This window comes from Metabacillus sediminilitoris, from assembly GCF_009720625.1.
Classification (GTDB): Bacteria; Bacillota; Bacilli; order Bacillales; family Bacillaceae; genus Metabacillus; species Metabacillus sediminilitoris.
Genome location: NZ_CP046266.1, coordinates 1,029,505 through 1,052,100 on the forward strand (window position 1 = coordinate 1,029,505; position 22,596 = coordinate 1,052,100).

Annotated in this window: 22 protein-coding genes, 1 tRNA gene and 1 riboswitch; of the genes, 12 read left to right on the forward strand and 11 right to left on the reverse strand. The window is 36.9% G+C overall.

What is annotated here, in order from left to right; all coding sequences use genetic code 11:
- Window positions 1-137 precede the first annotated feature (137 nt).
- The 3 genes from GMB29_RS05245 to GMB29_RS05250 all read left to right on the forward strand — a co-directional run bounded on the left by GMB29_RS05245 (window position 138) and on the right by GMB29_RS05250 (window position 3,349).
- On the forward strand, window positions 138-806 hold the full coding sequence (locus tag GMB29_RS05245; RefSeq protein WP_136355074.1) for a class I SAM-dependent methyltransferase: 669 nt from the start codon (window positions 138-140) through the stop codon (window positions 804-806).
- A 732-nt stretch (window positions 807-1,538) separates the two neighbouring features.
- The gene (locus GMB29_RS27600) at window positions 1,539-1,670 is read left to right on the forward strand and encodes a hypothetical protein (protein WP_264766592.1); all 132 of its coding nucleotides are present in this window, start codon (window positions 1,539-1,541) and stop codon (window positions 1,668-1,670) included.
- Window positions 1,671-2,605: 935 nt separating this feature from the next.
- Window positions 2,606-3,349: an exosporium glycoprotein BclB-related protein gene (locus GMB29_RS05250; RefSeq protein WP_136355073.1), complete on the forward strand. Its 744-nt coding sequence runs from the start codon at window positions 2,606-2,608 to the stop codon at window positions 3,347-3,349.
- Between the two features lie 196 nt (window positions 3,350-3,545).
- Here the strand turns inward: GMB29_RS05250 and GMB29_RS05255 are convergent, their stop codons facing one another.
- The 5 genes from GMB29_RS05255 to GMB29_RS05275 all read right to left on the reverse strand — a co-directional run bounded on the left by GMB29_RS05255 (window position 3,546) and on the right by GMB29_RS05275 (window position 9,023).
- Window positions 3,546-4,004 carry a dTDP-4-dehydrorhamnose 3,5-epimerase family protein gene (locus GMB29_RS05255; RefSeq protein ID WP_136355071.1) on the reverse strand — a complete coding sequence of 153 codons (459 nt, stop codon included), beginning with the start codon at window positions 4,002-4,004 and terminating at the stop codon, window positions 3,546-3,548.
- Window positions 4,001-4,843, reverse strand: coding sequence for a dTDP-4-dehydrorhamnose reductase (gene rfbD / locus GMB29_RS05260; RefSeq protein ID WP_227551522.1), 843 nt, complete (start codon window positions 4,841-4,843; stop codon window positions 4,001-4,003). The genes GMB29_RS05255 and rfbD overlap by 4 nt, the downstream gene beginning before the upstream one ends.
- Window positions 4,844-4,847: 4 nt before the next feature.
- The gene (rfbB, locus tag GMB29_RS05265) at window positions 4,848-5,807 is read right to left on the reverse strand and encodes a dTDP-glucose 4,6-dehydratase (protein ID WP_136355067.1); all 960 of its coding nucleotides are present in this window, start codon (window positions 5,805-5,807) and stop codon (window positions 4,848-4,850) included.
- Entirely contained in the window at window positions 5,804-6,544 is a 741-nt protein-coding gene (locus tag GMB29_RS05270; protein ID WP_136355065.1) for a sugar phosphate nucleotidyltransferase, read from the reverse strand. Before GMB29_RS05270 ends, rfbB begins: the two co-directional genes overlap by 4 nt.
- Window positions 6,545-6,740: 196 nt before the next feature.
- On the reverse strand, window positions 6,741-9,023 hold the full coding sequence (locus GMB29_RS05275) for a UvrD-helicase domain-containing protein (protein WP_406600313.1): 2,283 nt from the start codon (window positions 9,021-9,023) through the stop codon (window positions 6,741-6,743).
- Window positions 9,024-9,212: 189 nt separating this feature from the next.
- Between GMB29_RS05275 and GMB29_RS05280 the strand changes: the two genes are divergently transcribed.
- On the forward strand, window positions 9,213-9,452 hold the full coding sequence (locus GMB29_RS05280) for a hypothetical protein (protein WP_136355063.1): 240 nt from the start codon (window positions 9,213-9,215) through the stop codon (window positions 9,450-9,452).
- Between the two features lie 40 nt (window positions 9,453-9,492).
- Here GMB29_RS05280 and GMB29_RS05285 read toward each other — a convergent pair whose 3' ends face one another.
- The 4 genes from GMB29_RS05285 to GMB29_RS05300 all read right to left on the reverse strand — a co-directional run bounded on the left by GMB29_RS05285 (window position 9,493) and on the right by GMB29_RS05300 (window position 12,488).
- Window positions 9,493-10,167 (reverse strand): YetF domain-containing protein, encoded by a 675-nt coding sequence (locus GMB29_RS05285; RefSeq protein WP_196305226.1) that lies wholly within the window; start codon window positions 10,165-10,167, stop codon window positions 9,493-9,495.
- Window positions 10,168-10,419: 252 nt separating this feature from the next.
- Window positions 10,420-10,848 carry a GNAT family N-acetyltransferase gene (locus GMB29_RS05290; RefSeq protein ID WP_136355061.1) on the reverse strand — a complete coding sequence of 143 codons (429 nt, stop codon included), beginning with the start codon at window positions 10,846-10,848 and terminating at the stop codon, window positions 10,420-10,422.
- A complete protein-coding gene (locus tag GMB29_RS05295; protein ID WP_136355059.1) occupies window positions 10,849-11,367 on the reverse strand; it encodes a YjcG family protein in 519 nt (172 codons plus the stop codon).
- 395 nt (window positions 11,368-11,762) lie between these two features.
- A complete protein-coding gene (locus GMB29_RS05300) occupies window positions 11,763-12,488 on the reverse strand; it encodes an alpha/beta hydrolase (RefSeq protein WP_136355057.1) in 726 nt (241 codons plus the stop codon).
- A 485-nt stretch (window positions 12,489-12,973) separates the two neighbouring features.
- Here GMB29_RS05300 and GMB29_RS05305 point away from each other — a divergent pair, with 485 nt between their 5' ends.
- The 3 genes from GMB29_RS05305 (at window position 12,974) to metC (ending at window position 16,455) form a co-directional block, all read left to right on the forward strand.
- Entirely contained in the window at window positions 12,974-13,396 is a 423-nt protein-coding gene (locus tag GMB29_RS05305) for a DUF1801 domain-containing protein (protein ID WP_136355055.1), read from the forward strand.
- A 151-nt stretch (window positions 13,397-13,547) separates the two neighbouring features.
- Window positions 13,548-13,647: riboswitch (SAM riboswitch) on the forward strand.
- A 512-nt stretch (window positions 13,648-14,159) separates the two neighbouring features.
- Complete coding sequence (locus tag GMB29_RS05310; protein ID WP_136355053.1) at window positions 14,160-15,284, forward strand: methionine biosynthesis PLP-dependent protein; 1,125 nt, start codon at window positions 14,160-14,162, stop codon at window positions 15,282-15,284.
- On the forward strand, window positions 15,271-16,455 hold the full coding sequence (gene metC / locus GMB29_RS05315) for a cystathionine beta-lyase (RefSeq protein ID WP_136355051.1): 1,185 nt from the start codon (window positions 15,271-15,273) through the stop codon (window positions 16,453-16,455). The genes GMB29_RS05310 and metC overlap by 14 nt, the downstream gene beginning before the upstream one ends.
- Window positions 16,456-16,507: 52 nt before the next feature.
- On the opposite strand, the gene GMB29_RS05320 is transcribed toward metC, so the two are convergent.
- Both GMB29_RS05320 and GMB29_RS05325 read right to left on the reverse strand, forming a co-directional pair.
- A complete protein-coding gene (locus tag GMB29_RS05320) occupies window positions 16,508-16,765 on the reverse strand; it encodes a hypothetical protein (protein ID WP_136355049.1) in 258 nt (85 codons plus the stop codon).
- Between the two features lie 35 nt (window positions 16,766-16,800).
- The gene (locus tag GMB29_RS05325; protein ID WP_136355047.1) at window positions 16,801-17,241 is read right to left on the reverse strand and encodes a GNAT family N-acetyltransferase; all 441 of its coding nucleotides are present in this window, start codon (window positions 17,239-17,241) and stop codon (window positions 16,801-16,803) included.
- Window positions 17,242-17,617: 376 nt separating this feature from the next.
- Between GMB29_RS05325 and GMB29_RS05330 the strand changes: the two genes are divergently transcribed.
- The 5 genes from GMB29_RS05330 (at window position 17,618) to GMB29_RS05350 (ending at window position 22,518) form a co-directional block, all read left to right on the forward strand.
- Complete coding sequence (locus GMB29_RS05330; RefSeq protein ID WP_136355045.1) at window positions 17,618-18,616, forward strand: TAXI family TRAP transporter solute-binding subunit; 999 nt, start codon at window positions 17,618-17,620, stop codon at window positions 18,614-18,616.
- 85 nt (window positions 18,617-18,701) lie between these two features.
- Window positions 18,702-19,220, forward strand: a complete 519-nt coding sequence (locus tag GMB29_RS05335) for a DUF1850 domain-containing protein (RefSeq protein WP_136355043.1) — start codon at window positions 18,702-18,704, stop codon at window positions 19,218-19,220.
- Window positions 19,213-21,189, forward strand: coding sequence for a TRAP transporter permease (locus tag GMB29_RS05340; protein WP_136355042.1), 1,977 nt, complete (start codon window positions 19,213-19,215; stop codon window positions 21,187-21,189). Before GMB29_RS05335 ends, GMB29_RS05340 begins: the two co-directional genes overlap by 8 nt.
- A gap of 205 nt (window positions 21,190-21,394) precedes the next feature.
- Window positions 21,395-21,466, forward strand: a tRNA-Val gene (locus GMB29_RS05345).
- A 131-nt stretch (window positions 21,467-21,597) separates the two neighbouring features.
- Window positions 21,598-22,518, forward strand: a complete 921-nt coding sequence (locus GMB29_RS05350; RefSeq protein ID WP_136355040.1) for a tyrosine-type recombinase/integrase — start codon at window positions 21,598-21,600, stop codon at window positions 22,516-22,518.
- The last annotated feature ends 78 nt before the right edge of the window (window positions 22,519-22,596 follow it).

Sequence of the window (22,596 nt, forward strand, 5' to 3'; positions counted from 1 at the left end):
AAAATCTCCTCCCTTTTTAAGATGATTGGTTACCTACTATATATGAAAAGATCGACTTGTATTCTTATTAATCAATATGAACCAATCCATGGTGCAAACAATATATTATCAGTAAATAAAAGGGAGGGATCACGGAGATGTGGAACCAATATTACCGTATAAATCTTACGGATCAGGAAATACAGAGGGGAAGCCATCGAAATCAGATAGGCGGGAAGTGGAATGAAATTGGCGAATTGCAGTTTAGGTTCATGAAAGAGCAGGGATTACAGCCTGATCACGAGTTGCTTGACATTGGCTGCGGCAGCTTGCGCGGGGGTATTTTCTTTATCGAGTATTTAAATGAAGGAAAGTACAGCGGGCTCGATCTAAATTCTTCTCTTATAAAAGCCGGGCAGTCTGAAATAAAAAAGGCAGGTTTAATGTCAAAGAAACCAACGCTTTTAGTAAATGACAGCTTTCATTTTAATCTGTTTAAGAAGAAGTTTGATTACGCAATTGCCCAATCGGTGTTTACGCATCTTCCGGTAAATGTGATTCAAAGATGCTTAATTCATCTTGAACAAGTTCTTAATCCTGGCGGGAAGTTTTATGCAACTTTTTTTGAGACGGAAAGCAAGTTTCATGTTGATCCGGTGAACCAGCCGAATTCGGGCGGTGTTGTCACAAAAATCGACAGTGACCCGTACCATTACCATATTTCCTTGTTTGAATATTTAATTGAAGGCAGCTCATTGCAAATGGAATATATCGGAGATTGGGGACATCCGCGAAACCAAAAAATGATTAGCTTTAGTAAAATATAAAATCCTATTTGTTTTCAGGAGTATATCGGTCTAATTTCATAAAATGATATAAAAAAGAAGCGTTTGGAACGACAATCGCTTCTTTTTTCGTATCTCTTTACTTTCTTTTCAAGTAATTTGTATAAGGTGTTGTTTTGACCATAACCGGGGAGGACACTTTTCGGATTGTCGGTTGTACAGATCTGCCATGGTACAAGCCTTTGGATGATAAACGTTTATTCATTTCACGACATAAACACATAGGAACACCTCACCTTCTTTATATTATAATACTATATCAATTTTCTCATGCTTGTACGAATGTACTAAGAGAAGTGTCCATTTTGCAGATGGTTTCAACACAGTGTTTTAGCATATTAACATAAATGAACGCAGTGAATTGAAAAATTGGCAATGAAATAAGCTGCTAGGTTTTTTTGACAGCAAAATTGGAATAAATCAAACCTTTGGATTCAACAAAATTACCTATGAGATTCAATTAGGGAAATTTACAGCAAGTTTTGGTACTGTTTGTAAACAAATGGTTTACCATGTTCTGAGTTATTAAAAGATGATAAAAAGGGTGGGGAAAGTTCTCACGGGAAACAGTAATGTAGAAAATCAGGGCGATGATAATTCAGTTTTGAGTCCTGTCAATGAAGTTACTGGCGATGGATAAATCAGTGGAAATCAAGAACAAACGTAAATAAAGGTGGACAGATTGCTAAAGATCGCGGGCAGAACGCAAATCAAATGGGACAGATCGCTAAAAAAGATGGAGAAAATGACATCGAAGAAGGTATTATCGTAGCCGGTGCTGCTTCTGATGAAAGCGAAGAGAATAATACCGGGGACAATCAAACAGCTTATGAAGGACAACGTTAGAATAAGTATGTTACAAGATATTGAAGCAGCTTTAACAAATGGTAATATCCAAGGGGGTCTCGTAACTTCCTTTTTCTTTTACCGCAGATTAACGGGAAGTAAAGATGAAAGGTTCACTTTATATTTATACCTGAAAAATGATTCGTATTAAAAGAGGATAGGAGAGAAATTTATTATGTCAAGAAAGAGAAGACATAATTATTATTTAACAACTGTACATATGATAATGGACCGGTATACGTACCCGATGCCACCCGAATGGTATCTAAATCTTGAACCATAGGACTGGCTAAAGCAGCATTATTATTGTAAAACCCCTGGAACAGTTTATTCATTTGCCATCTATAAATCCTTCTTTCATTTTGAGATTTCTTCTATCAGTCTATGACTTTGACCCTAGCTTGTGATTAGATTTTATTCGTTTTACTGGAAGCTTAACTCGGAGTTTTTAAGCTACTTTTATGGAACCCTAATCATTTTTAGTTATACCTTTGAAGTAAATGAAACAAATGTAGTATTAATAATCGCAAACAATTCGAATGGTGATATTAATATCTATGTTGTTCTGTAAAATAGCGTAAAGTATATTTTCTAATTGCTAATAGGAAATGCTGGTAGACAAAAACTTAGAAGCTACTGTTAGGGAATAGGACAAAACCGTGCAAAGTCCGTTTTTTTGACTGACCAGTGTTCGGGGATAAAATCTGAGAAGCTGACTTTTTAATAGTAATAAAAGATACCCCCTTCGAGAAGCGCTCTTCATTCTATTATTATATTTAAATCATAATCACCACTTTCACTTGGGCTAATTTTTTAATTGATAACCCTTTAAAAAAGTTACTAAAAAATAAATGGAAAAATCTCGATAATTAAGGATGAATACACAAACAAATTCGTAGAACAAAAATAAACTGTATTAATAAGGTGGAAGGGAGGTGAATTTTATACCCAATCATTGCTCTCGCTGCTTCTCTATTCCTTGTTGTTGCCCTGCCGTTCCAATTCAAGGACAGCGAGGACCTCAAGGACTTCGAGGAATTCAAGGCATTCAAGGACCTCAAGGCCTGCGTGGACCTCAAGGCCCGCGTGGACCTCAAGGAATACCCGGTGCAGGTGCTATCATTCCATATGCTTCAGGAGCTCCAGTTGCACTTAATATTACCTCTACCGCAGAAGGTGCTGTACTACGTAATGTAGGCCTTATTGGGTTTGGAAGTTCCGGCCTCGCTCTTGCTATAGCGAATATAGGAGCCATAGATCTTACAAATGCTGCCGGTACAGGTGTAAACATGGCATTTTCGGCTCCTCGGGCAGGATTTATAACATCAGTAGCTGCGTACTTCAGTACTTTAGCAAGCGTGACTCTGCCTTTGGACACATCTACAACGATTACTGCTCAATTGTATAGAGCATTACCAACAGCTGCGAATCCTAACGAGTTTACACCGATTACAGGAGCTGCTGTCAACTTGCCTCCAATTATGGGTACAGGTGTTGTATTGCCTGTTACAACTAGACACGACATTACTAGTACGATCACTCCTGCGTTTCCACAGGGGATACCAGTAGCCCCAGAGGATCGTCTATTGATGGTATTTTTTATCACTACTGAAACGGGCGGTATTATTTCCACTGCTACTGTTACAGGTTATGCTAGTGCAGGTGTTGCAATTAGTTAATTAAAAATAGTATAGCAGTTTAATCTAAAACGTTTTTAAAACAATCAATACTTGTCTGATTGACGTAAAGCCCCTCTCAAAAAAATATTTTCGCTCTTGTGTTGATAGTATGAAAAAAACATACTGTTGACATTGGAGGAATAATTTAGGGCAATTTAAAAAGCGATTATTTACTTAATCGCTTTTTGAAATTTCATTACCGATTTCTCGTTTCCCAATTAAAATTGATGACAGGATCATCCCAAGGAATTCGTTTTTCATCAGGATCGTTCGGGTTATATGATTCAGTTGTAAAATAAATAATGGTGGCAGGCTTTTGTCCAAGCACCCGATATCCATGGGCAACACCCTTTGGAATAAGGAGCATAATCGGATTTTCCTCACCCATGTAAAAAACGTCCGTTTCCCCTTGTGTAAATGAAGTTTTCCGAAGGTCATACAATACAACTTGAGCATTGCCTGAAGGGAAAAACCATAAATCATCTTGGTTTTCGTGATAGTGAAACGCTTTAATAACCCCAGGATAGCTCATCGACCATGATGCCTGGCCGAACTTGGATAAAAGTTCAGGTTCATCGTCTCTGACTAGTTCTGCAAAAAAGCCGCGGTCATCACAATGCTTTACGAGTTTCTTTACCTTCACCTCATCTATCATGAATAAGTCTCCTTTCGAATAAATTCCTTTAACGCTTCATTCCACAGTCTAAGCGGCTTAATACTTTCTCTAAGTAAAGCGCTATTTTCAAGTACTGAGTAACGGGGCCTCGTAGCTAGAGCCCCGTATTCTTTCGTCGTTGTAGGTAAAACCAATTTCGGATTGAAACCTGCTTCTTCGAAAATGGTTCTTGCAAATTCATACCAAGTGCATGAACCCGAATTGCTCACATGGTAGATGCCATTTTTTTTATCCAGTAATTGAATAATCGATTCAGTGAGATCATTCACATAAGTAGGAGAGCCTATCTGATCATTTACCACTTTAATTTCTTTCTTTTTTTTAGCCAGTTCCAACATTGTCTTTACAAAATTCTTTCCATCATGCCCGTATAGCCAGGATGTGCGGATAACAGTTCCATTATAAAGATTAAGTACAAATTTTTCGCCCAGCCATTTGCTCATTCCATAAGTTGATTGTGGATTTGGCTCATCTCCCTCGATATAAGGAGTTTGTTTATTTCCATCGAATACATAATCTGAACTAATATAAAACATTCTTGCATTCACTTTATTGGCTGCTTGTGCAATATAGCCAGCCCCAAGACCATTCACTTCAAACGCTTTTTTTCGGTCTGTTTCACATTGATCAACTGCAGTAAAAGCGGCAGCATGGATAATTATTTGGGGATTAACATGTGAAATTATTTTTGCTACTTCTTCTTGTTTCGTAATGTCTAGTTCCTTTTTACCAAGGCTGACAACAGAATGAAAAAGGCTTAATTTTCTTCCCAATTCTTTTCCTAATTGGCCATGAGCTCCAGTTATTAAAATATCCACCTTTTCACCTTCTCTCATGTGTCCTTAATTGAAACCATTCTATTGTTTTTTTTATGCCATCCTCGAAAGAAACACTCGGTTTCCATCCCAGCTCCCTGGATATCTTCGATGAATCCATGGAGTACCGGCGGTCATGCCCTTTGCGGTCTTTTACATGCTTTATAAGATGTTTGTCCTTCCCCAATTGGTTTAGAATGGCTTGAATAACTTCCCGATTTGTTTTTTCTTCTGTTCCGCCGATGTTATAAACTTCTCCGGCGGCCCCTTTTTCAAGCACCATCTGGATTGCGCGGCAATGGTCTTCAACATAAATCCAATCACGTATATTTAAGCCATCGCCGTATAAAGGGATATCGATATCGTTTAAGGCATTAGAAATAATTTTAGGGATAAACTTTTCGGTATGCTGCATAGGGCCGTAGTTATTGCTGCATCGCGTTATGATCAGAGGCAGCTGATGTGTTATAGAATATGATCTGACAAGCAAATCTGCGCTTGCTTTGCTGGCAGAATAAGGATTATTAGGTGCAAGGGGAGTTTCTTCGATAAAAGGAGGATCTGTTGGTTCTAGGGAACCATATACTTCGTCTGTTGAGATTTGGATCATTTTTCGAGCCTTTCCTGACAATACTGCCTGCAAGAGGTTAAATGTACCTTTGATATTTGTATGAATGAACGGTGCGGCATCCATAATGCTGCGGTCCACATGCGATTCTGCAGCAAAGTTTATGATAGCCTCATATTCTTGATCAAGTGCAGTTCTTAGTTCATCAAATTTGCCAATATCACATTTGATAAAACGATATCGGTTCGATTTTTCGAATGGCTGATTATTTTCATATTTTCCTGCATAGGTTAGGGAGTCCACGTTGGTGATAGAGTAATCTGAGTTACTTAGTAAATGCAAAATAAAATTTGCCCCAATAAAACCTGCACCGCCAGTTACAAGGAGGTGTTTATTCAATTGTCTCCCTCCTTAATCGGATCTTCGTAAACATATTTAATGGCTCTATATAGTGATTCATGTGTTCCTGCATCAATCCACCATCCCTGTAAAATGTCATAGTGAAGTTGATTTTTCTGAATATATAAATTGTTAACATCTGTGATTTCTAGCTCGTTTCGCTTTGAAGGGCGAATGGCTCCAATAAGCTGAAAAACTTCATGATCATACATATATATTCCTGTTACACAAAAGGAAGAAGGAGGAATACTTGGTTTTTCTATTATGGACATAATTCTTTTTTTTGTTCTATCTAATTGAGGGACGCCATATCGAGTAGGATCATTTACCTTTTTCAGCAGTACTCTGGCGCCTTTTTCCTGTTTTTGAAATGCCTGGACATAAGGTGTCAATGAATCTTCAAAAATATTATCCCCCAGTAAAACGACAAATTTTTCTTTATTTATGAAACTTTTGGCGCACATGAGGGCATCCGCAATACCGCTGCCTTCGTTTCTCTGTATAATATAGTGAAGTTTAACATTTAATTCCTCACCCTGCCCTAATAACTCGACAAAGGAATTCAGGTGATTGTTATTCGTGATAATTAAGATTTCATTTATTCCAGCATCTCTTAATCTTATAATTGGCCAATAGATCATCGGATAAGGTCCTACTGGCAATAGGTGTTTATTTAAGACTTGTGTAAATGGCTTTAGCCGGGACCCTGTACCGCCAGCAAGAATAACTCCTTTCATTAATTAAAAACTCCTTTCGTTGTAATACCATTTAATTACACCCAAGTTTTTAATAATTTTCTATCGTGTAATTTCTATACACTATATGTTTAACATTTTATTTTGAACCTCAAATCATTCTTTTATGGCATAACTGCATATAATTTCTTCATCGCTTACTAATAATGAAATGGTATTACTGATATCAAGCGACTGATTAGTTTAGTAAATCTTTAAGAAATCGCGAAGGGGAGGCTTTTCGTCCACGGCGATAGGATGGACAAGAGATTAATAAATGCTCCTTTGCCCGTGTCATCGCTACATAAAGTAACCGTCTTTCTTCCTCCAGGTATTCATAATCTCCTTTTCTAGCAGACTCTAGAGCAAAATCGTGTGGAAGGGAACCATCAACAGCACAGGCAATATATACATACTTAAACTCAAGACCTTTTGATCGATGAATGGTCATAAGCTGAACACCAGCTCCATTTGTATTATTTTGTCCTTTTAACGCTTTTTGCGTTAAGGTCATATGATCAGTGTGTTGAAGGAATTCGGGCACTGTTGAAAATTTCTTTGCAACTACTTTTAAATCGTTAAGATCATCAGACCCCTTGTCCATTGCATTTCCTTCATTTCCTTGTTTTTTAAGATAGTCATTAAAACCAAGTTCCTTTTCAATGATTTGGAGGGCTTTTACAGGCTTTTCCTTTTTCAATGAACTCATTCTTGGAATGATTTTTTTAAGCTTAGCCATTTGGAAAGTCGGAAGCTCTTTTAAATATAATAGTGCATCAACAAGGGAACAATCGTGAAGGATTGATAAGGCCTTTACATCATTTAAGACTGATTGCTTTAAAAATAAAGCGCGTATAAGTTCAGTTAATGCTGACGTATCATCAGTATCTACACTGAGACGCAAATAAGCAAGAACTCCTCGCACCATTTTTCTTTCATAAAATGAACTTTGCTCTTTTTCAATAACAAATGGAATACTTGATTGGACAAATCGTTCAAAGACAGCACGTCCACCTGTATGTGTTCGGTAAAGAATCGCAAACTCATGAGGCATGGCACCATCTTCAATTTTTTCCTTTATGTCGTTCACAATCATTGTTGCTTCTTCTTCTTCATCATACGGAAAGAAACAAATCGGTGAATGTCCAGTCTGAAATTGGGCATACATCTTTTTGCTTAATCGATGTTTATTTTTTGAAATCACTTCATTTGCAGAAGAGACAATATGATGATCGGATCGATAATTGGAAGATAGCGTAATGATATTTGCCTCTGGATATTCCTCTTTAAATTTTAAAATAAAAGAAGGCTCACTGCCTCTGAAGCTATAAATCGTTTGATCATCGTCGCCAACTCCGCATATATTGTTTGTATGATTGGATAAAAGCTTCATAAGCTTATATTGGACAGGGTTAATATCCTGGAATTCATCAATAAGAAAATAGTGAAATCGGTTTTGATATGCGCTAAGCAGATGGGTGTTTTCTTTCAGCATGTCATAGCATTTCACGAGCATATCATCAAAGTCAAATTGTCCGCGCTGATGCTTTTGCTCTTCATAATAAGTGTAAAGTGAAAGAGCCGTTTCTTCCCACTCATCACTAGGATGTATATTAGTAGGAGTTTTGAGTGTATTTTTCCAATAGCCGATTTGTTGAATGGCTTGGTCAAATGGGAAGTCTTTTTCATCGATATCTAATTCTCTACATGCCTGTTTTAAGTAGCTCTCCTTTTGCCAATCCCATTTTAGTAAGTGTTGTCCATTCCATTTTTCCCGGTTATCGTGAAGAAGCATTTTGTAAAAAATACTATGGAAAGTTCCAATGACGAGTCGATTGAGATGACTTGCTGGTAGCTTTGTTTGTGTTTTTAGGCGTTCATGCATTTCCCGAGCTGCTTTTGCAGTAAAGGTCACAAGCATCATTGAGCCGGGATCGATGGATTTTTCTTCAATCATATATAATGCTCTTGTTGTTAATACGCGGGTTTTGCCGCTGCCTGCACCGGCTAAAATGAGAAGAGGCCCATCAATGGTCATGACTGCTTCTTTTTGTTCATCGTCAAGAGTAATCCCAAGAAATGATGATGATGTCTTTCTTTTTATAGCAAAAGGAGTTCGTCCTTTAAGAGCCTTTGGCTGACGCCATTCAGTAACTTGCGGTTTTTCCATCGTTGCGATGGATCTCGATTTTGGAATTCGAAAACCATTTTGTTCAATATATTCATTGTCGGAATCAGATTGTTGCGAAGAAATTGCTTGTATAGGAGGGTCATCTACAAGATTTTTGCAACTTAGATGATCATCAATAAGTGTATGATAGAAGTAAGGCGGTTTACTCAAGCCAATATATAGTTTAACAGGCTTGCCACATGCTTTACATGTCACTTCATCTTTTAAGCTAGCTTCATAGACTTGTTGATAATCTTCTCTAGGCAAAGTAGATAAAAAGAATTCTGTATCTTTCATTTTTGCACTTTTCAACCTGATCCTCCTCCCATAAAAAGATTGCTTTTCTCGTATATGTAAATAAAGGAATAAATAAAGAATTATCGTATTTAATTATAAACGACAAATTCTATCTTAACAGAATGCTAAGGGATCGAAAAGGTAAATATAAAGTGTTTTGTTAAGGGAAAAGAAGGGGATTAAATAAATAAGGGGTGATGATGAATGGGCTATATTTTACCAATTCAACATGTTACATACACACAATACGCAAATCGAACTCTTCCTGTAAAAAATCAAATTTCGAAAGTCCTACCAAGTGCTGCAGTACAATTACAATTATCCAATCAAGAAACAAGGGAACCACGTCAGCGCTTTGCAGATATATTAGAAAGTAAGATGAGAAAGATAAAATCATCACCATCTTTCATTGAAAAAGGAAAGCATGTGAACGAATTCGTGTGAATCAAAAGAAAGGCTGACACTTAATAATCGTGTCAGCCTTTTAAAATGATTGAATATGTAATCCTGAACCTTCAAGCCACTCAGCATACAGCACTTCTTCTACTCGATAGATATTTTCTTTCTTCAGCTGCTGCTCTAACCATGTCAGGTTAAAGCCAGCTTCTGTTAAATTATCTTCTATCAATTTCCCATCACTTATAAAGGTAATAGGCAGGCATACTTCTTCAAAATTTACTTGTAATTCTTTTTTTGTAGGCATCTCATATAGTGCTTTCTTTAAAACACTAACGGTTCCATCCGTTTCAAGTATAGCGTATTCTAATTCACGGATGGAAAACACACCCTTAGATCGAATTAAATGTTGCAGCTGATTTATGTCTAACTTGCTCTTTTTTAAACTATCTCGCAAAATTTTCCCTTTATGTACAATGATAGTAGGCTTTCCTTCTAAAAAACCGCGGGATTTCCCCCATTTTTGTGTAATCATCTCAAGTACATAAATAAGCAGACCCCATACTAGAACAGCATATAAAATATGAAACAAACCAACTTCGTGAACATAAATGGCATTACCAACAAGGTCTCCAATCACTAACGCAGAGATAAAGTCAAAAGTCGTAATTTGGGTAATTTGTGTTTTTCCCAACAATCTTGTAATAACAAAAAGTGCAACAAATCCTAGAACTAATTCAATCGTAATTTGTGTGAAATCCATAATATAAAAACCCTCCGTAACAATCACCTACCACATAGCTTTTTCATATAGACCGTTTTTTATGATGATTTATTAAAATTAAAATAGCTGATTTTTAATCATTAGCTAATCTGATATATGGGTTTATGAACGGCTTTAAGTGATAAATTATCTAAAGTCATAAGGAGTTGACCAAACTACATTCTTCAACAACATTTTCCCGTAGAACTAGTGTGCAAAAAAAGAGCTTGGAGCAATTTCTCCAAGCTGCTTTTAACCATTTATTTCTTTAATCATTGTCACATGTGGAATTCCAGCATCCATAAAGACATCAGATACAATTTTATAGCCTAATCGTTCATAGAATGGAATCGCCTGTGTCTGCGCATTAAGCTTAAATTTTTGAATTCCTTCCGAACTTGCAATTTCTTCCAATTTATTAACTAGCAGCTTTCCAGCACCTTTTTTTCGGTGTGATAAAAGAACGCAAATTCGTTCAAGCTTACCGATACCGTCCAATATTCTTACTCGTGCTGCACCAACTGGTTCTTCATGATCATAAAGAACAATATGTTTAGCAACATCTTCATATTGATCAATTTCTTCTTCTTCAGGAACTTGTTGTTCATGAACAAAAACGGTACGTCTTACTTTGTATGCATCTTCTAGTTGTTCTTTTGTTGTGACTTGTTTTACGTTCAATTATTTGCAATCCTTCCCAAGTAAAAATGTTTCATAAACAGTCCAGGAACCATTTTCTAATTGATAGAGTAAATGGAAGCGGTCAATTGTTTCTTCATGACTAACATCAGTCATTTTAAGTCTATGAAGAACATCAGAATGCTCATCATCTGATAGTTGCTGAGCGAGTGTAATATGTGGGACAAATGAATATTCTGGTTTGCTTTCTAACCCGCCTGTATGAAGCTTATTGTGTAAATCAATGAGCTCATCTGTTGGTTCAACCTTTAAATAAATCACATTGTTCACAGGTGAAAAAGAACTAACTTTTTTAATCGAAATTTTTAATGGATTTGCTTCTTGAGCGATATGGCGAAGCTCTTGTGATATCGTTTTCATTTCTTCCTCAGAAGCTTCAAATGCATTTTTAATTGTTAAATGTGGTGGAACTAATGCATAATTTGGATCATAACGCTTACGATAAGAATTCACTAAATCTTGTAATTTTTTTGATGGAAAAAGGGCAATTCCGTATTTCATGTCATTCCCTCCAAAATTTTAGTTTATACAAAGTATAACAAATTTTTTTAACAAAGCATATGAACAAGCACTTGTACATTCTAAATTTAGAAATATTTCTGACAATAGTCCTAAGCGCTTATATTATTGTCCAGCTTCAGCGCCTAGCCCTCGAGGCCAAAAGCCAATTAGGAATTGAAGGTAATATCTGAAATGAAGGTAAAGAACACCTTCATTTCAGTTGCGTCTTATGCTTGTCGGAGCTGAACAAAGCGCTTCCGCTTTTCTAATTGTCTAGCTCCAGCGCCTAGCCCCTCGAGGTCATAAGTCAATTAGGAATTGAAGGTAAAAAACACCTTCTATTCCTAATCGTCTTATGCATGTCGGGGCTAAACAAGGCGCTTCCGCTTTTCTTATTACTCAAACATTTCTTTTAAGATTGGTGTTAGTGCAGGCTGCCAGTATTTCCAAGTGTGGTTACCATTAAATTCTTCATATGTATAGGAAAAACCTTTTTCGGAAATAGCTTTTTTTAGTTCTCGATTTGGTAATAGAAAGTCTTGAACATCGCCGTCAGTCATTTTTACTTCTGTTTCTTTTAGACCAATTTGATGAAAGATAGTCGGTCTTGTTGTTGATGAAAATTCGTTTACAGCCTGTAAGACTACCTTGTTTACATATGGAGATTGTAAGATCAGCTTGCCAAAAATATTTGGATACGTTAAACCAGTTAGCAGGGAGACGGTCGCTCCAAGTGAGTCGCCAATAAGCGCGCGTCCATAGCCAACTTGATATGTAGGGAATTCCTGATCAAGGAATGGAACAAGCTCATGTGCAAGAAATCGGACATAGTTATGAAACTTTGCTCCGCCAGGATGATATTTTTCCTTGCGATCCCTAACATTAGGATAGGGAATTCCAACAATAATTATGTTTTCAATTTCTTCATTTTTCATTAAGGCCTCAGCCTGTCTTGCTACACGACCAAGCCGAAAGTAGTCCTGTCCATCCTGGGCGATTAACAAGCTGTATTTATATAATGGTGAAAAATTTTCTGGTAGATAAATAAGTAATGTTAACTCTTCCTGTAAGGATGATGAGTAAAAAGTGTGCTCTTGAATGATACCTGATTGTTTGCTCATGAAAAACCTCCCAAGTCTATGACATTTTTCTCTATTTTTGTATGGTCATCCACAATTACATGTAATCCCTTTCTATTCTATCACGTTCGGATTTATTCATCCTCACTTTCGCTTTTTTCGGGTGGGAATGTTCAGCTAATATCGTTTAACAAAAGGATTATATTTGAACATGATAGAATAATTAGATAAGGAATTTAAATGAAGTCTCTTTTCTAAGAGATTGTTGCTTTTAAAACAAAAAAATATTTAAGGTTGATTGGTGCGTAAGTGCGATACTCATACGGGAGCAGCGGGACAGGTGAGACTCATGCAGGCGACGCCGAGGAGGCTCACCGCCCTTCCCGCTAAAAAGCGAGCAATTCTCTCTGCAATCAACCACACCGCACAACTTGGTAAATAGCAACAATGTATGCGAAAACAGCCTAAATGAAAAAACGTCATGCTACAACGTAATGATTTTCACTTTGAATAGGAGAGATTCTATTATGTATGAATTAAAAACAAAAGAAACAGACAGCAGTGTCATTGAGTTTATTGAAAATGTTGATAGTCCTAAGAAACGAGAAGACGCCTATAAATTATTAGATATTTTTACTGAAACATCTGGTTATGAAGCGAAGATGTGGGGTCCGAGTATTATAGGGTTTGGTAAATATCATTATAAATATGATTCTGGTCACGAAGGTGATGCACCACTTGTTGGCTTTTCCCCACGTAAAGCAAAAATCAGCTTATATTTTGCAACGGGTGACACAAAACGAGAAGAATTATTAAAGGATTTTGGAAAACATACAACAGGAAAAGCATGTGTGTATATCAATAAAATGGCTGATATCGATGAAGACGTTTTAAAAGCATTGATTACTCAATCTATCACGTTTTTAAAAGAAATGTATCCTGAAAACTAACATCCTTATCCTCATAACAGATAGTTATACCATATAGATGGAAATCTCACATTAACCTGTCCCAAAATAGAATATTGCGTCAATGGTATTGCAATCATTACATAAATACGGTAAAGTATAAAAAAACGTTAAATTCAAAAACTTCATAATATTCTTATCAAGAGAGGCAGAGGGACTGGCCCTATGAAGCCTCAGCAACCGGTTCAAAACGAGTGAAGATCTGGTAACCGTTGATTTTGTTAAGTTAGGAACAAATAATTAAGTAGTTTTCTAACAGCACCGACAGATAATGAAAAATGAAGCGAACAAAACGCTTTTCATTGTTCGAAGCATTTTTCATTATCTGTCGAGGCTTGCAAAGCAAGCCCCAAGCAAGCGACAGCTTGCGTGCTGTTAGAAAACAAACAATACTATTTTAAAAGTTCCTAGGTAATACCAACAAAATCAACTCCATCTAAGCAACATACCAAATCTTCCGAGTGCCAAGGTGCTAAATCCAGCAAGCCACACCAGCATTATGCTTGAGAGATAAGAAGAAGCGCCCATAAATTTTCAGTCTTCTTCTTAACGAGGAAGACTTTTTATTTTGCAAAAAAGAATAGGAGCGGAACCCGCATTACTTGATCAACACTTCCAAAACGGATAACAACTAGAATTGTTTTGGGTCTTACATTGTGCTGAACTACTTGTTCCACTACTAGGTATCTTCTTCTCTCGACTATAATCTAGAAAATTAACCTTTTAAATTAGGATGGTGACAATCATGAGTCAACGAATTGAAACGAAATTAGCACAAATTGGAAATCGCAGTGAAAATGTTACAGGTACAGTAAACCCGCCAGTTTATTTTTCTACTGCCTATCGCCATAATGGAATTGGTGAATCAACAGGCTTTGATTATATTCGAACAGGAAATCCTACTAGATTGCTAGTTGAAAAAGCAATTGCCGATTTAGAGCATGGTGACCGTGGATTTGCCTTCAGTTCAGGAATGGCTGCAATCCAAACAATCATGGCGCTTTTCAAAAGTGGCGATGATTTAATCGTTTCTTCCGATTTATATGGCGGCACATATCGATTATTTGAAAGAGAATGGCGAAAATATGGGTTAACCTTTCAATATGATGATTTTACAAATCCCGTCGAAACGGAAAAATTAATTACAGAAAATACAAAAGCATTGTTTATTGAGACGCCAACAAATCCATTAATGCAGGAAACAGACATTAAAGAGCTTGTTGCAGTTGCCAAGAAACATCAATTATTAGTGATAGTTGATAATACGTTTTATACACCAGTTATCCAAACACCTATTCTAGATGGTGCTGATATTGTCATCCATAGTGCAACGAAATATTTAGGCGGACACAATGACGTATTAGCAGGCCTTGTTGTAACAAAAGGTCAGGAACTAAGTGACGAGTTTTTCCAACATCAGAATGCCATTGGAGCTGTTCTTTCACCTTTTGATTCTTGGTTGCTCATTCGCGGGATGAAAACTTTATCTCTTCGTATGAGACAGCATGAGCAAAATGCTCGTCAGGTTGCCCAATTTTTAGAAGAGCATCCAGATGTATTAGATGTGTTATACCCTGGAAAAGGCGGTATGCTGTCATTCCGTTTACAAGATGAAGCATGGGTAAATCCATTTCTTAAGAGTCTGAAAACAATTACGTTTGCAGAGAGCTTGGGTGGTATCGAGAGCTTTATTACGTATCCTGCAACACAAACACATATGGATATTCCAGAAGAAATTAGAATAGCAAATGGTGTGTGTAATCGACTATTACGTTTTTCAGTTGGTGTTGAGCATGCTGAAGATATCATCGAGGACTTGGCACAAAGCTTTAAACATATGAAGGGGGCTGAAGTTGTTGAGCAATCATGATTGGTCATTTCAAACAAAGCTATTGCATAATGAAGCAAAGGTTGATACGGGAACAGGAGCGGTAAGTGTTCCCATTCACCATTCTTCAACCTTCCATCAATTTAATGTAGATGAATTTGGCAAATATGATTATGCACGATCTGGAAATCCGACCCGTGAAGCATTAGAACAAGCGATCGCCGAATTGGAAGGAGGAACAAGAGGATTAGCATTCTCCTCAGGAATGGCTGCTATCTCAACTGCGTTCCTCTTGCTTTCTCAAGGTGATCATGTCCTTGTAACAGAGGATGTATATGGTGGAACATTTCGGATTATAACAGATGTGTTAACCCGATTTGGAATTGAGCATACATTCGTCGATATGACGGATCTGCATCAAGTGGCATCAGAAATTCGTCCAAATACAAAGGTTATTTATATGGAAACACCTTCAAATCCATTATTAAAAGTCACGGATATCCGCGGGATTGTTAACCTTGCAAAAGCGAACAATTGCCTGACATTTTTAGATAATACGTTTTTAACTCCAGAACTGCAGCGCCCTTTAGAACATGGGGTAGATGTTGTGCTGCATAGTGCGACGAAGTTTTTATCAGGGCATAGTGATGTACTTGCAGGACTTGCTGTAGTGAAGGACGAGGAATTAGGCAATCGCTTATATAAACTTCAAAATGCCTTTGGAGCAGTACTTGGTGTTCAAGATGCATGGCTTGTGCTAAGAGGATTAAAAACGTTGCACGTTCGTCTTAAACAATCACAAGAATCAGCATTGAAATTGGCGCATTTTTTAAGTGAGCACCCGAAAGTTGACGAGGTCTATTACCCAGGATTAAGCTTTCACCCTGGCTATGATACACAACGATATCAGGCAGATGGTCCAGGTGCTGTGCTTTCATTTAAACTTGCAAACTATGACGCTGTTAAAACATTAGTAGAAAATGTAAAGCTTCCTGTTTTTGCCGTTAGTTTAGGTGCAGTTGAATCCATTCTTTCTTATCCTGCAAAAATGTCACATGCTGCAATGCCTCCTGAGGAAAGAGAAAAACGGGGGATTTCAGATGGACTGCTTAGACTTAGTGTAGGATTAGAAAATGTTGATGATTTAATAAAAGATTTTGATGAAGCATTAGAGAAACTACCACATGTAAAAAAAGAAGAAAGTGTTCGCTAAGCTGACTCGACCTGAGTCAGTTTTTTTGTTTTGTATATAAATTAAGAGGTAATTATGTATCAAGTTTAATGAACGGAAAGATGGATTCAACGATCCGTAAATCATGTCCGACTAGCTGAGAATCGAGTTCAATAAATTGAAAATCCAGTTTAATGAGCCAAAAATCCCGTTCATGAACCAGATCAATATCAACGAGCCGAAAATTCAGTTCAATGAACCGAAATAGAAGTTCAACGAGCCAAAAATCAAATTCAATAAATTGAAACAGATAAAAATACATAAGACAAGGTTCAAAAGATTTTTGTTTCATTGAATATTCTTCACGTTTTTACTTATTTATATCGATTAGCTCAATTTTTTAAACATTAATTTATGAGGACCTATTGGATCAATTTCAAATACCTCGCCACACTCACTTAACCCTAACTTTTTATAATAATTACTCACAGTCGTTCTAGCATTACACCACCATAATGTTACCTTCTTTTCTCTTAAAAGTTCTTCAGCGTGCAGGATAAGAGAACTTCCCGCTTTTTGCTTTCGATATTCTGGAAGCGTGGCCATACCTCTAAGTCTGAATTGGACTTCATCAGTAAAACAAGGATTTTTCTCTTTATAAAAAGAGGCAATGCTTATTAAGATTCCATCCAAAAATGCTCCTAAATGAAAGGTGTCTTCTAAATAATCAATCTCATATTTGCTCGCTTCTATAGGTTGATTCGGTCGTAAAGCACTTTGTCTTAATGAATAAGTATCTTCTGGGGCAATTTTTTTAATCTCTAACACCTAAATCCCTCCTATCTATACTATCTAATTATTATCGTACGGTTTTTGGTTAGTAAAATATGAAAAACTTATTAGGGAAAATAAGATATTCTAAACACTATTCCTTTAGGTGTTAGAAAGTACAAAAAACAATAAGGTTATATAAGGAAAAATGAGTACCTTTAATATACATGCATGGACCGAAAATCTGAAACATATATAAAAATAGTAAAATAACACAGTGAAAATCGAAAAAAAACTTAGTATAAAGCGGAATTGCAAATTGTTCCATTTATTTTAAGTAGATTTCTGAATTTTCGCAATTGACAATTTTGTTGTCTTTTATGTTAAGATAAAATTGTATTATTTTACACAAAAATACAAAAGGGGGAATTTTATGAAAAAGAATCGCGGTAGCCTTTTATTTGTTATGGTTTTGGCGCTTTCAATGATCATAGCTGCTTGTGGGAATGGCGGGAGTGAAGATGTTGCTGGTGAAGAGGCTGGAAACAGTGGTAATGAAAAGAAAAATCTTAGTCTCTTAACAGGGGGAACTGGTGGTACATATTATCCTCTTGGCGGCCAAATTGGGAAAATTATCACAGATAACACAAATGCCAAAATTACACCGCAAACTTCAGGTGCTTCTGCTGAAAATATGGAAACATTGAGAGCCGGTGAGGCAGAGCTTGCGTTCTCTCAAACAGATATCGCAGCATATGCTCTTGAAGGGAAAGAAATGTTTGAAGGAAACCCAATAGATACAATTCAAGCAATTGGCTCTTTATATCCTGAAACGGTACAACTTGTTACAACAGATAAAAGTGGGATTAAATCTGTAGAGGATCTCAAAGGAAAATCCGTTTCTGTAGGTGCACCTGGATCAGGCGCATATATAAATGCTATGCAAATTTTAGATATTCATGGATTAAAAGTTGATGATATTAAAGCTCAAAACCTATCATTCGATGAGTCTACTGATGGAATTCAATCAGGTAGTATTGATGCTGCATTTGTTACTGCTGGGACACCAACCGGTGCAGTCGAAGCTTTATCTGCACAAAATAATGTTGTAATTATTCCGTTGGCAGATGATAAAATTCAAAACTTAATAGAAAAATATCCATACTATGCAGAAGATACGGTAGCAAGTGGAACATACAACATTAAGTCAGATGTGAAAACAGTTGCTGTAAAAGCGATGTTAGTAGCCTCAACAGATCTTGATGAAAACCTGGTTTATGAAATGACAAAAGCCTTATTTGAGAATACGGATAAAATTACTCATGCAAAAGGTGAGTTTATTAAGCCTGAAACGGCACTTGAAGGTTTAGGTGAGATGGAACTTCACCCTGGAGCTGCCAAATACTTTGAAGAACAGGGGATATCACAGTAAACACTCCTTTATAGAATCGATAGGGCGCGGTTTTTAGCGTTTATCGATTCTATTTTACTACTAAACAATGATAGGCGGGGATTCAATGCGTAAATGGAAAGTAGCAGTTATTCTTCTTTTTGTCTCCCTGCTACTTTTCTTCTTTTTTCTGTTTTTCATTCCCTATAAACAAGTCATTGCTTTTACATATGAAGACAAAGAGCACCTACTTGCATATGTATCATTAAAAAATGACCAAACCTTTCAACTAAAGTATACACACTCGATTCATCTCTCAGATGTGCTTGAGTCATATCGAATAGATGACAAGCAGTTTACTTTAACTGAGCTCGCATACGAAGACTTTGCCGTCGGAATGCCTTCAAATGCAGAAAAAGGCGAGGTGTTTGAAGAAAAGGATGGTGTGTATTACATAAAAAACATGAACCGTTCCTTCCCATTTATTGACTTGAGAATTGGACAAGTGAGAGCAAATCATCGACTAATCTATCAACATATAACATATACATTATCTAATTCTATAAAACCAGGGACATGGGTAAGAATTTCAATTAAAAAAATAACGTTATGGCAACAATGGAAAGGAGTGAACATCAATGGCTAATAAAGAGGAAACGAAGTATTTAACAGAAGAGGAACAGCAGGCATTAATCGAAAAATACGATCCAGAAGCAGGAACAAGAAAGTTAACTGGAGTAGTCGGCTATTTTGTGTTTTTTGGCCTACTCGCTTTTTCGCTTTTTCAACTCTATACAGCTATTTTTGGAGTATTCACTGCACAAATTCAACGTACTGTCCACTTAGGCTTTGCACTATCATTGATTTTTTTACTTTTTCCAGCCAACCGAAAGAAACGACAAAAAGGAAAATTTCAAATTGCCTGGTATGATGTGGTCCTAGCTATTTTAAGTATTGGAGTTGGAGCATACTGGCCATTATTTTTTGAGGAACTTGTCATGAGCGTAGGCCGATTGACAACATTGGACTTTGCTGTTGGATTAGTAGCGATTGTATTAGTTTTAGAGGCTACAAGACGTGCAGTAGGGCTTCCGATTATGATCATCGCCATTATTTTCCTTCTTTATGGACTTTTCGGACAACATATGCCTGGATTCTTATCACATCGCGGCTTAAGTATGGACAGAATGGTCCAGACGATGTTTTTTACGACAGAGGGGATACTAGGTACACCGTTAGCAGTATCATCAACCTTTATCTTTCTCTTCCTTTTATTTGGTTCTTTTTTAATAAAAACAGGTGTCGGCCAATATTTTAACGATCTTTCGATTGCGATTGCAGGCAGAAGTATTGGGGGGCCTGCCAAAGTTGCGATATTTTCAAGTGCTCTTCAAGGAACGATCAGCGGCAGCTCTGTTGCGAATGTTGTAACGTCTGGAGCTTTTACGATTCCAATGATGAAAAATCTTGGTTACAAGAAGGAATTTGCTGGCGCCGTAGAGGCATCCGCATCAACAGGCGGACAATTAATGCCGCCAATTATGGGGGCAGCAGCCTTTCTAATGGTTGAGTTTATCGGAAACGGCATTACGTATTGGGATATTGCAAAGGCTGCAGCTATCCCAGCGATTCTCTATTTCGCCGGGATCTGGATTATGACCCATTTTGAAGCAAAGCGACTTGGACTACGAGGGTTAACAAAAGAAGAAATGCCGAGTAGAAAAGAAGTATTTGGCAAACTTTATTTGTTAATTCCAATCGTAGCGATCATTGTGTTGCTCATGTCGAATATAACGGTAACACATGCTGCCTTATACTCGATTGTCATTTCAATTGTTGTTGGATTTATTAATAAAGATGTCCGAATGAAAATGATCGATATCATTTTAGCATTAGTAGATGGTGCCAGAACAGCTCTTAGTGTAGCGGCAGCAACAGCTGCTGCTGGAATTATTGTCGGAATCGTAACAAAAACAGGTTTAGGATTAAAGCTAGCAAATGGGTTAATTGACTTATCAGGTGGATTATTAATCCCAACACTGCTGCTTACAATGATTGCATCACTTATTCTTGGTATGGGGGCACCAACAACAGCAAACTATGTCATAACCTCGACAATAGCAGCACCTGCCATGATTTTATTAGGTGTAGCTGATTTACCAGCTCATTTATTTGTCTTTTATTTTGGAATTATTGCAGATATTACACCACCGGTTGCACTAGCAGCATTTGCAGCAGCAGGGGTCTCAGGTGGAGAACCGCTGCGAACAGGTATTGAATCATCAAAACTCGCCATCGCAGCATTTATCATTCCATACATTTTCGTTCTCTCCCCGGCAATGCTAATGATTGATACAACCTGGTGGGAAGTCGTTTGGGTCGTATTTACATCGATGATTGGAATGATCGCAATTGGAGCAGGGGTTATTGGTTATTGGATGAGAGGAATGCATTGGCTCGAAAGAATCATTGCAGTGATTGTTGGTATTCTCTTAATCTATCCTGAAAAAATTTCGGATATTACTGGACTAATTATGTTTGTTGTATTGCTGACTTTACAGTTTATCTGGAAACGGGATAAAGATAACAAGCCTAACATGTCTGTTCAAGCTTAAGCTAATATATTTTAAGGGGAAATAGTAGCGAAAACCTGATCCTCAAATTGAGGCTATTCAGGTTTTCGTATTTTCCGGGAAATAAGTCGAATGGTGTATAATTAATCGCATTACTTTTACCTAAGATTTTTTAAAAGATTCCAATGAGAAGTAGTTGACCAATTTAAAGGGCTTAAGTATAATATAATCTATAACTTAATGTATCGACTTGTTAGCTCAGTGGGAGAGCACTTCCTTGACAGGGAAGGGGTCGGGGGTTCAAGTCCCTCACAGGTCATCAACGTAGTTGTATCAAGGGTTTTGCAAGGAATTTGCAGACTTAGTAAGAAAGTGGTCGGTGCTAGACCCTGTTCTTACATTTAAGACCACTAACCTTCTTAGAAAAATTTAGAAGGAAGTGGTCTTTTTATGTTGTTGAAATTTGCTATTCAAGATTTTAAAGATGATAGGGAGTTCAAAAACCTGTCTGAACAATCAATTAAAAATTACATGATTCAATTAAATGAGTTTCACGGGTTTTGTGCTGAGAAGGAAATCTTAAATGTGGAAGATGTAACAGCAAATACAATTAAATCGTATTTGTTATACTGTATGAAATCGAAAAAGAATAATCCTGTTACAGTTAATACAAAGATAAAGAATTTAAAAGCATTCTTCAATTACATGGTTGAAAGCGACATAATCATGGAGAAAAGAAATCCAATGTCTAAGATTGAGAAGGCTAAGACAGACACTAAAATTGATGTTTTTAACGATAATCACATTAAACAGATGTTGAACTACTACAGAAGGTTAAAGGGTAGGGAACACTCATTTTATGCGTATAGAGATTATACTCTAATTCTTACCTTGCTTGGCAGTGGTATGCGTTTAGGTGAATTATGTAATCTTAAATGGAAAGATGTAGACTTGATAACAGGTACAATCATAGTTTTTGGTAAAAATCGTACACAAGCAAGTATTCCAATTACAGATAAATTGGTTAAGGAACTTGCAGAATACAAGGTGTTTTGTCAGCAACACTTTCCAGAACCTTCTGAACATGTATTTATAAACAGAGAAAACAAATCTATGACAACTGATGCAGTTAAAAATGTGTTCAAGCGGTTGAAGGCAATCATGAATTTTAAAGATGTTCGATTATCCGCTCATACATTCCGCCACACGTTTGCACACAGGTTCTTAATGAATGGTGGTGATGTATTCACACTTCAAAAAATGTTGCGTCATAGCAATCTAAAGATGACAGAGAAGTATCTTGCCATTTGGGGTACAGCATTAAGGGAGCAAAATGATAAGTATAATCCATTAAATTCATTAGATGTTTAAGGAGCAATAAGAATGAATAAGCAAATAAAGCACATTGCCTATTACACCAAAAAAAGTGGCTCAAGAGGGTGCAAAAGC

Excerpts from the sequence above, each read along its gene's own strand:
- GMB29_RS05335 (WP_136355043.1), top strand. The coding sequence starts at position 18,702 with ATGCGTAAATGGAAAGTAGCAGTTATTCTTCTTTTTGTCTCCCTGCTA.
- GMB29_RS05255 (WP_136355071.1), bottom strand. The coding sequence starts at position 4,004 with ATGATAGATGAGGTGAAGGTAAAGAAACTCGTAAAGCATTGTGATGAC.
- GMB29_RS05330 (WP_136355045.1), top strand. The coding sequence starts at position 17,618 with ATGAAAAAGAATCGCGGTAGCCTTTTATTTGTTATGGTTTTGGCGCTT.
- GMB29_RS05285 (WP_196305226.1), bottom strand. The coding sequence starts at position 10,167 with ATGGATTTCACACAAATTACGATTGAATTAGTTCTAGGATTTGTTGCA.
- GMB29_RS05310 (WP_136355053.1), top strand. The coding sequence starts at position 14,160 with ATGAGTCAACGAATTGAAACGAAATTAGCACAAATTGGAAATCGCAGT.
- GMB29_RS05305 (WP_136355055.1), top strand. The coding sequence starts at position 12,974 with ATGTATGAATTAAAAACAAAAGAAACAGACAGCAGTGTCATTGAGTTT.
- GMB29_RS05245 (WP_136355074.1), top strand. The coding sequence starts at position 138 with ATGTGGAACCAATATTACCGTATAAATCTTACGGATCAGGAAATACAG.
- GMB29_RS05350 (WP_136355040.1), top strand. The coding sequence starts at position 21,598 with ATGTTGTTGAAATTTGCTATTCAAGATTTTAAAGATGATAGGGAGTTC.
- GMB29_RS27600 (WP_264766592.1), top strand. The coding sequence starts at position 1,539 with ATGGGACAGATCGCTAAAAAAGATGGAGAAAATGACATCGAAGAAGGT.
- GMB29_RS05320 (WP_136355049.1), bottom strand. The coding sequence starts at position 16,765 with ATGAAACAAAAATCTTTTGAACCTTGTCTTATGTATTTTTATCTGTTT.
- GMB29_RS05270 (WP_136355065.1), bottom strand. The coding sequence starts at position 6,544 with ATGAAAGGAGTTATTCTTGCTGGCGGTACAGGGTCCCGGCTAAAGCCA.
- GMB29_RS05340 (WP_136355042.1), top strand. The coding sequence starts at position 19,213 with ATGGCTAATAAAGAGGAAACGAAGTATTTAACAGAAGAGGAACAGCAG.
- GMB29_RS05280 (WP_136355063.1), top strand. The coding sequence starts at position 9,213 with ATGGGCTATATTTTACCAATTCAACATGTTACATACACACAATACGCA.
- GMB29_RS05300 (WP_136355057.1), bottom strand. The coding sequence starts at position 12,488 with ATGAGCAAACAATCAGGTATCATTCAAGAGCACACTTTTTACTCATCA.
- GMB29_RS05295 (WP_136355059.1), bottom strand. The coding sequence starts at position 11,367 with ATGAAATACGGAATTGCCCTTTTTCCATCAAAAAAATTACAAGATTTA.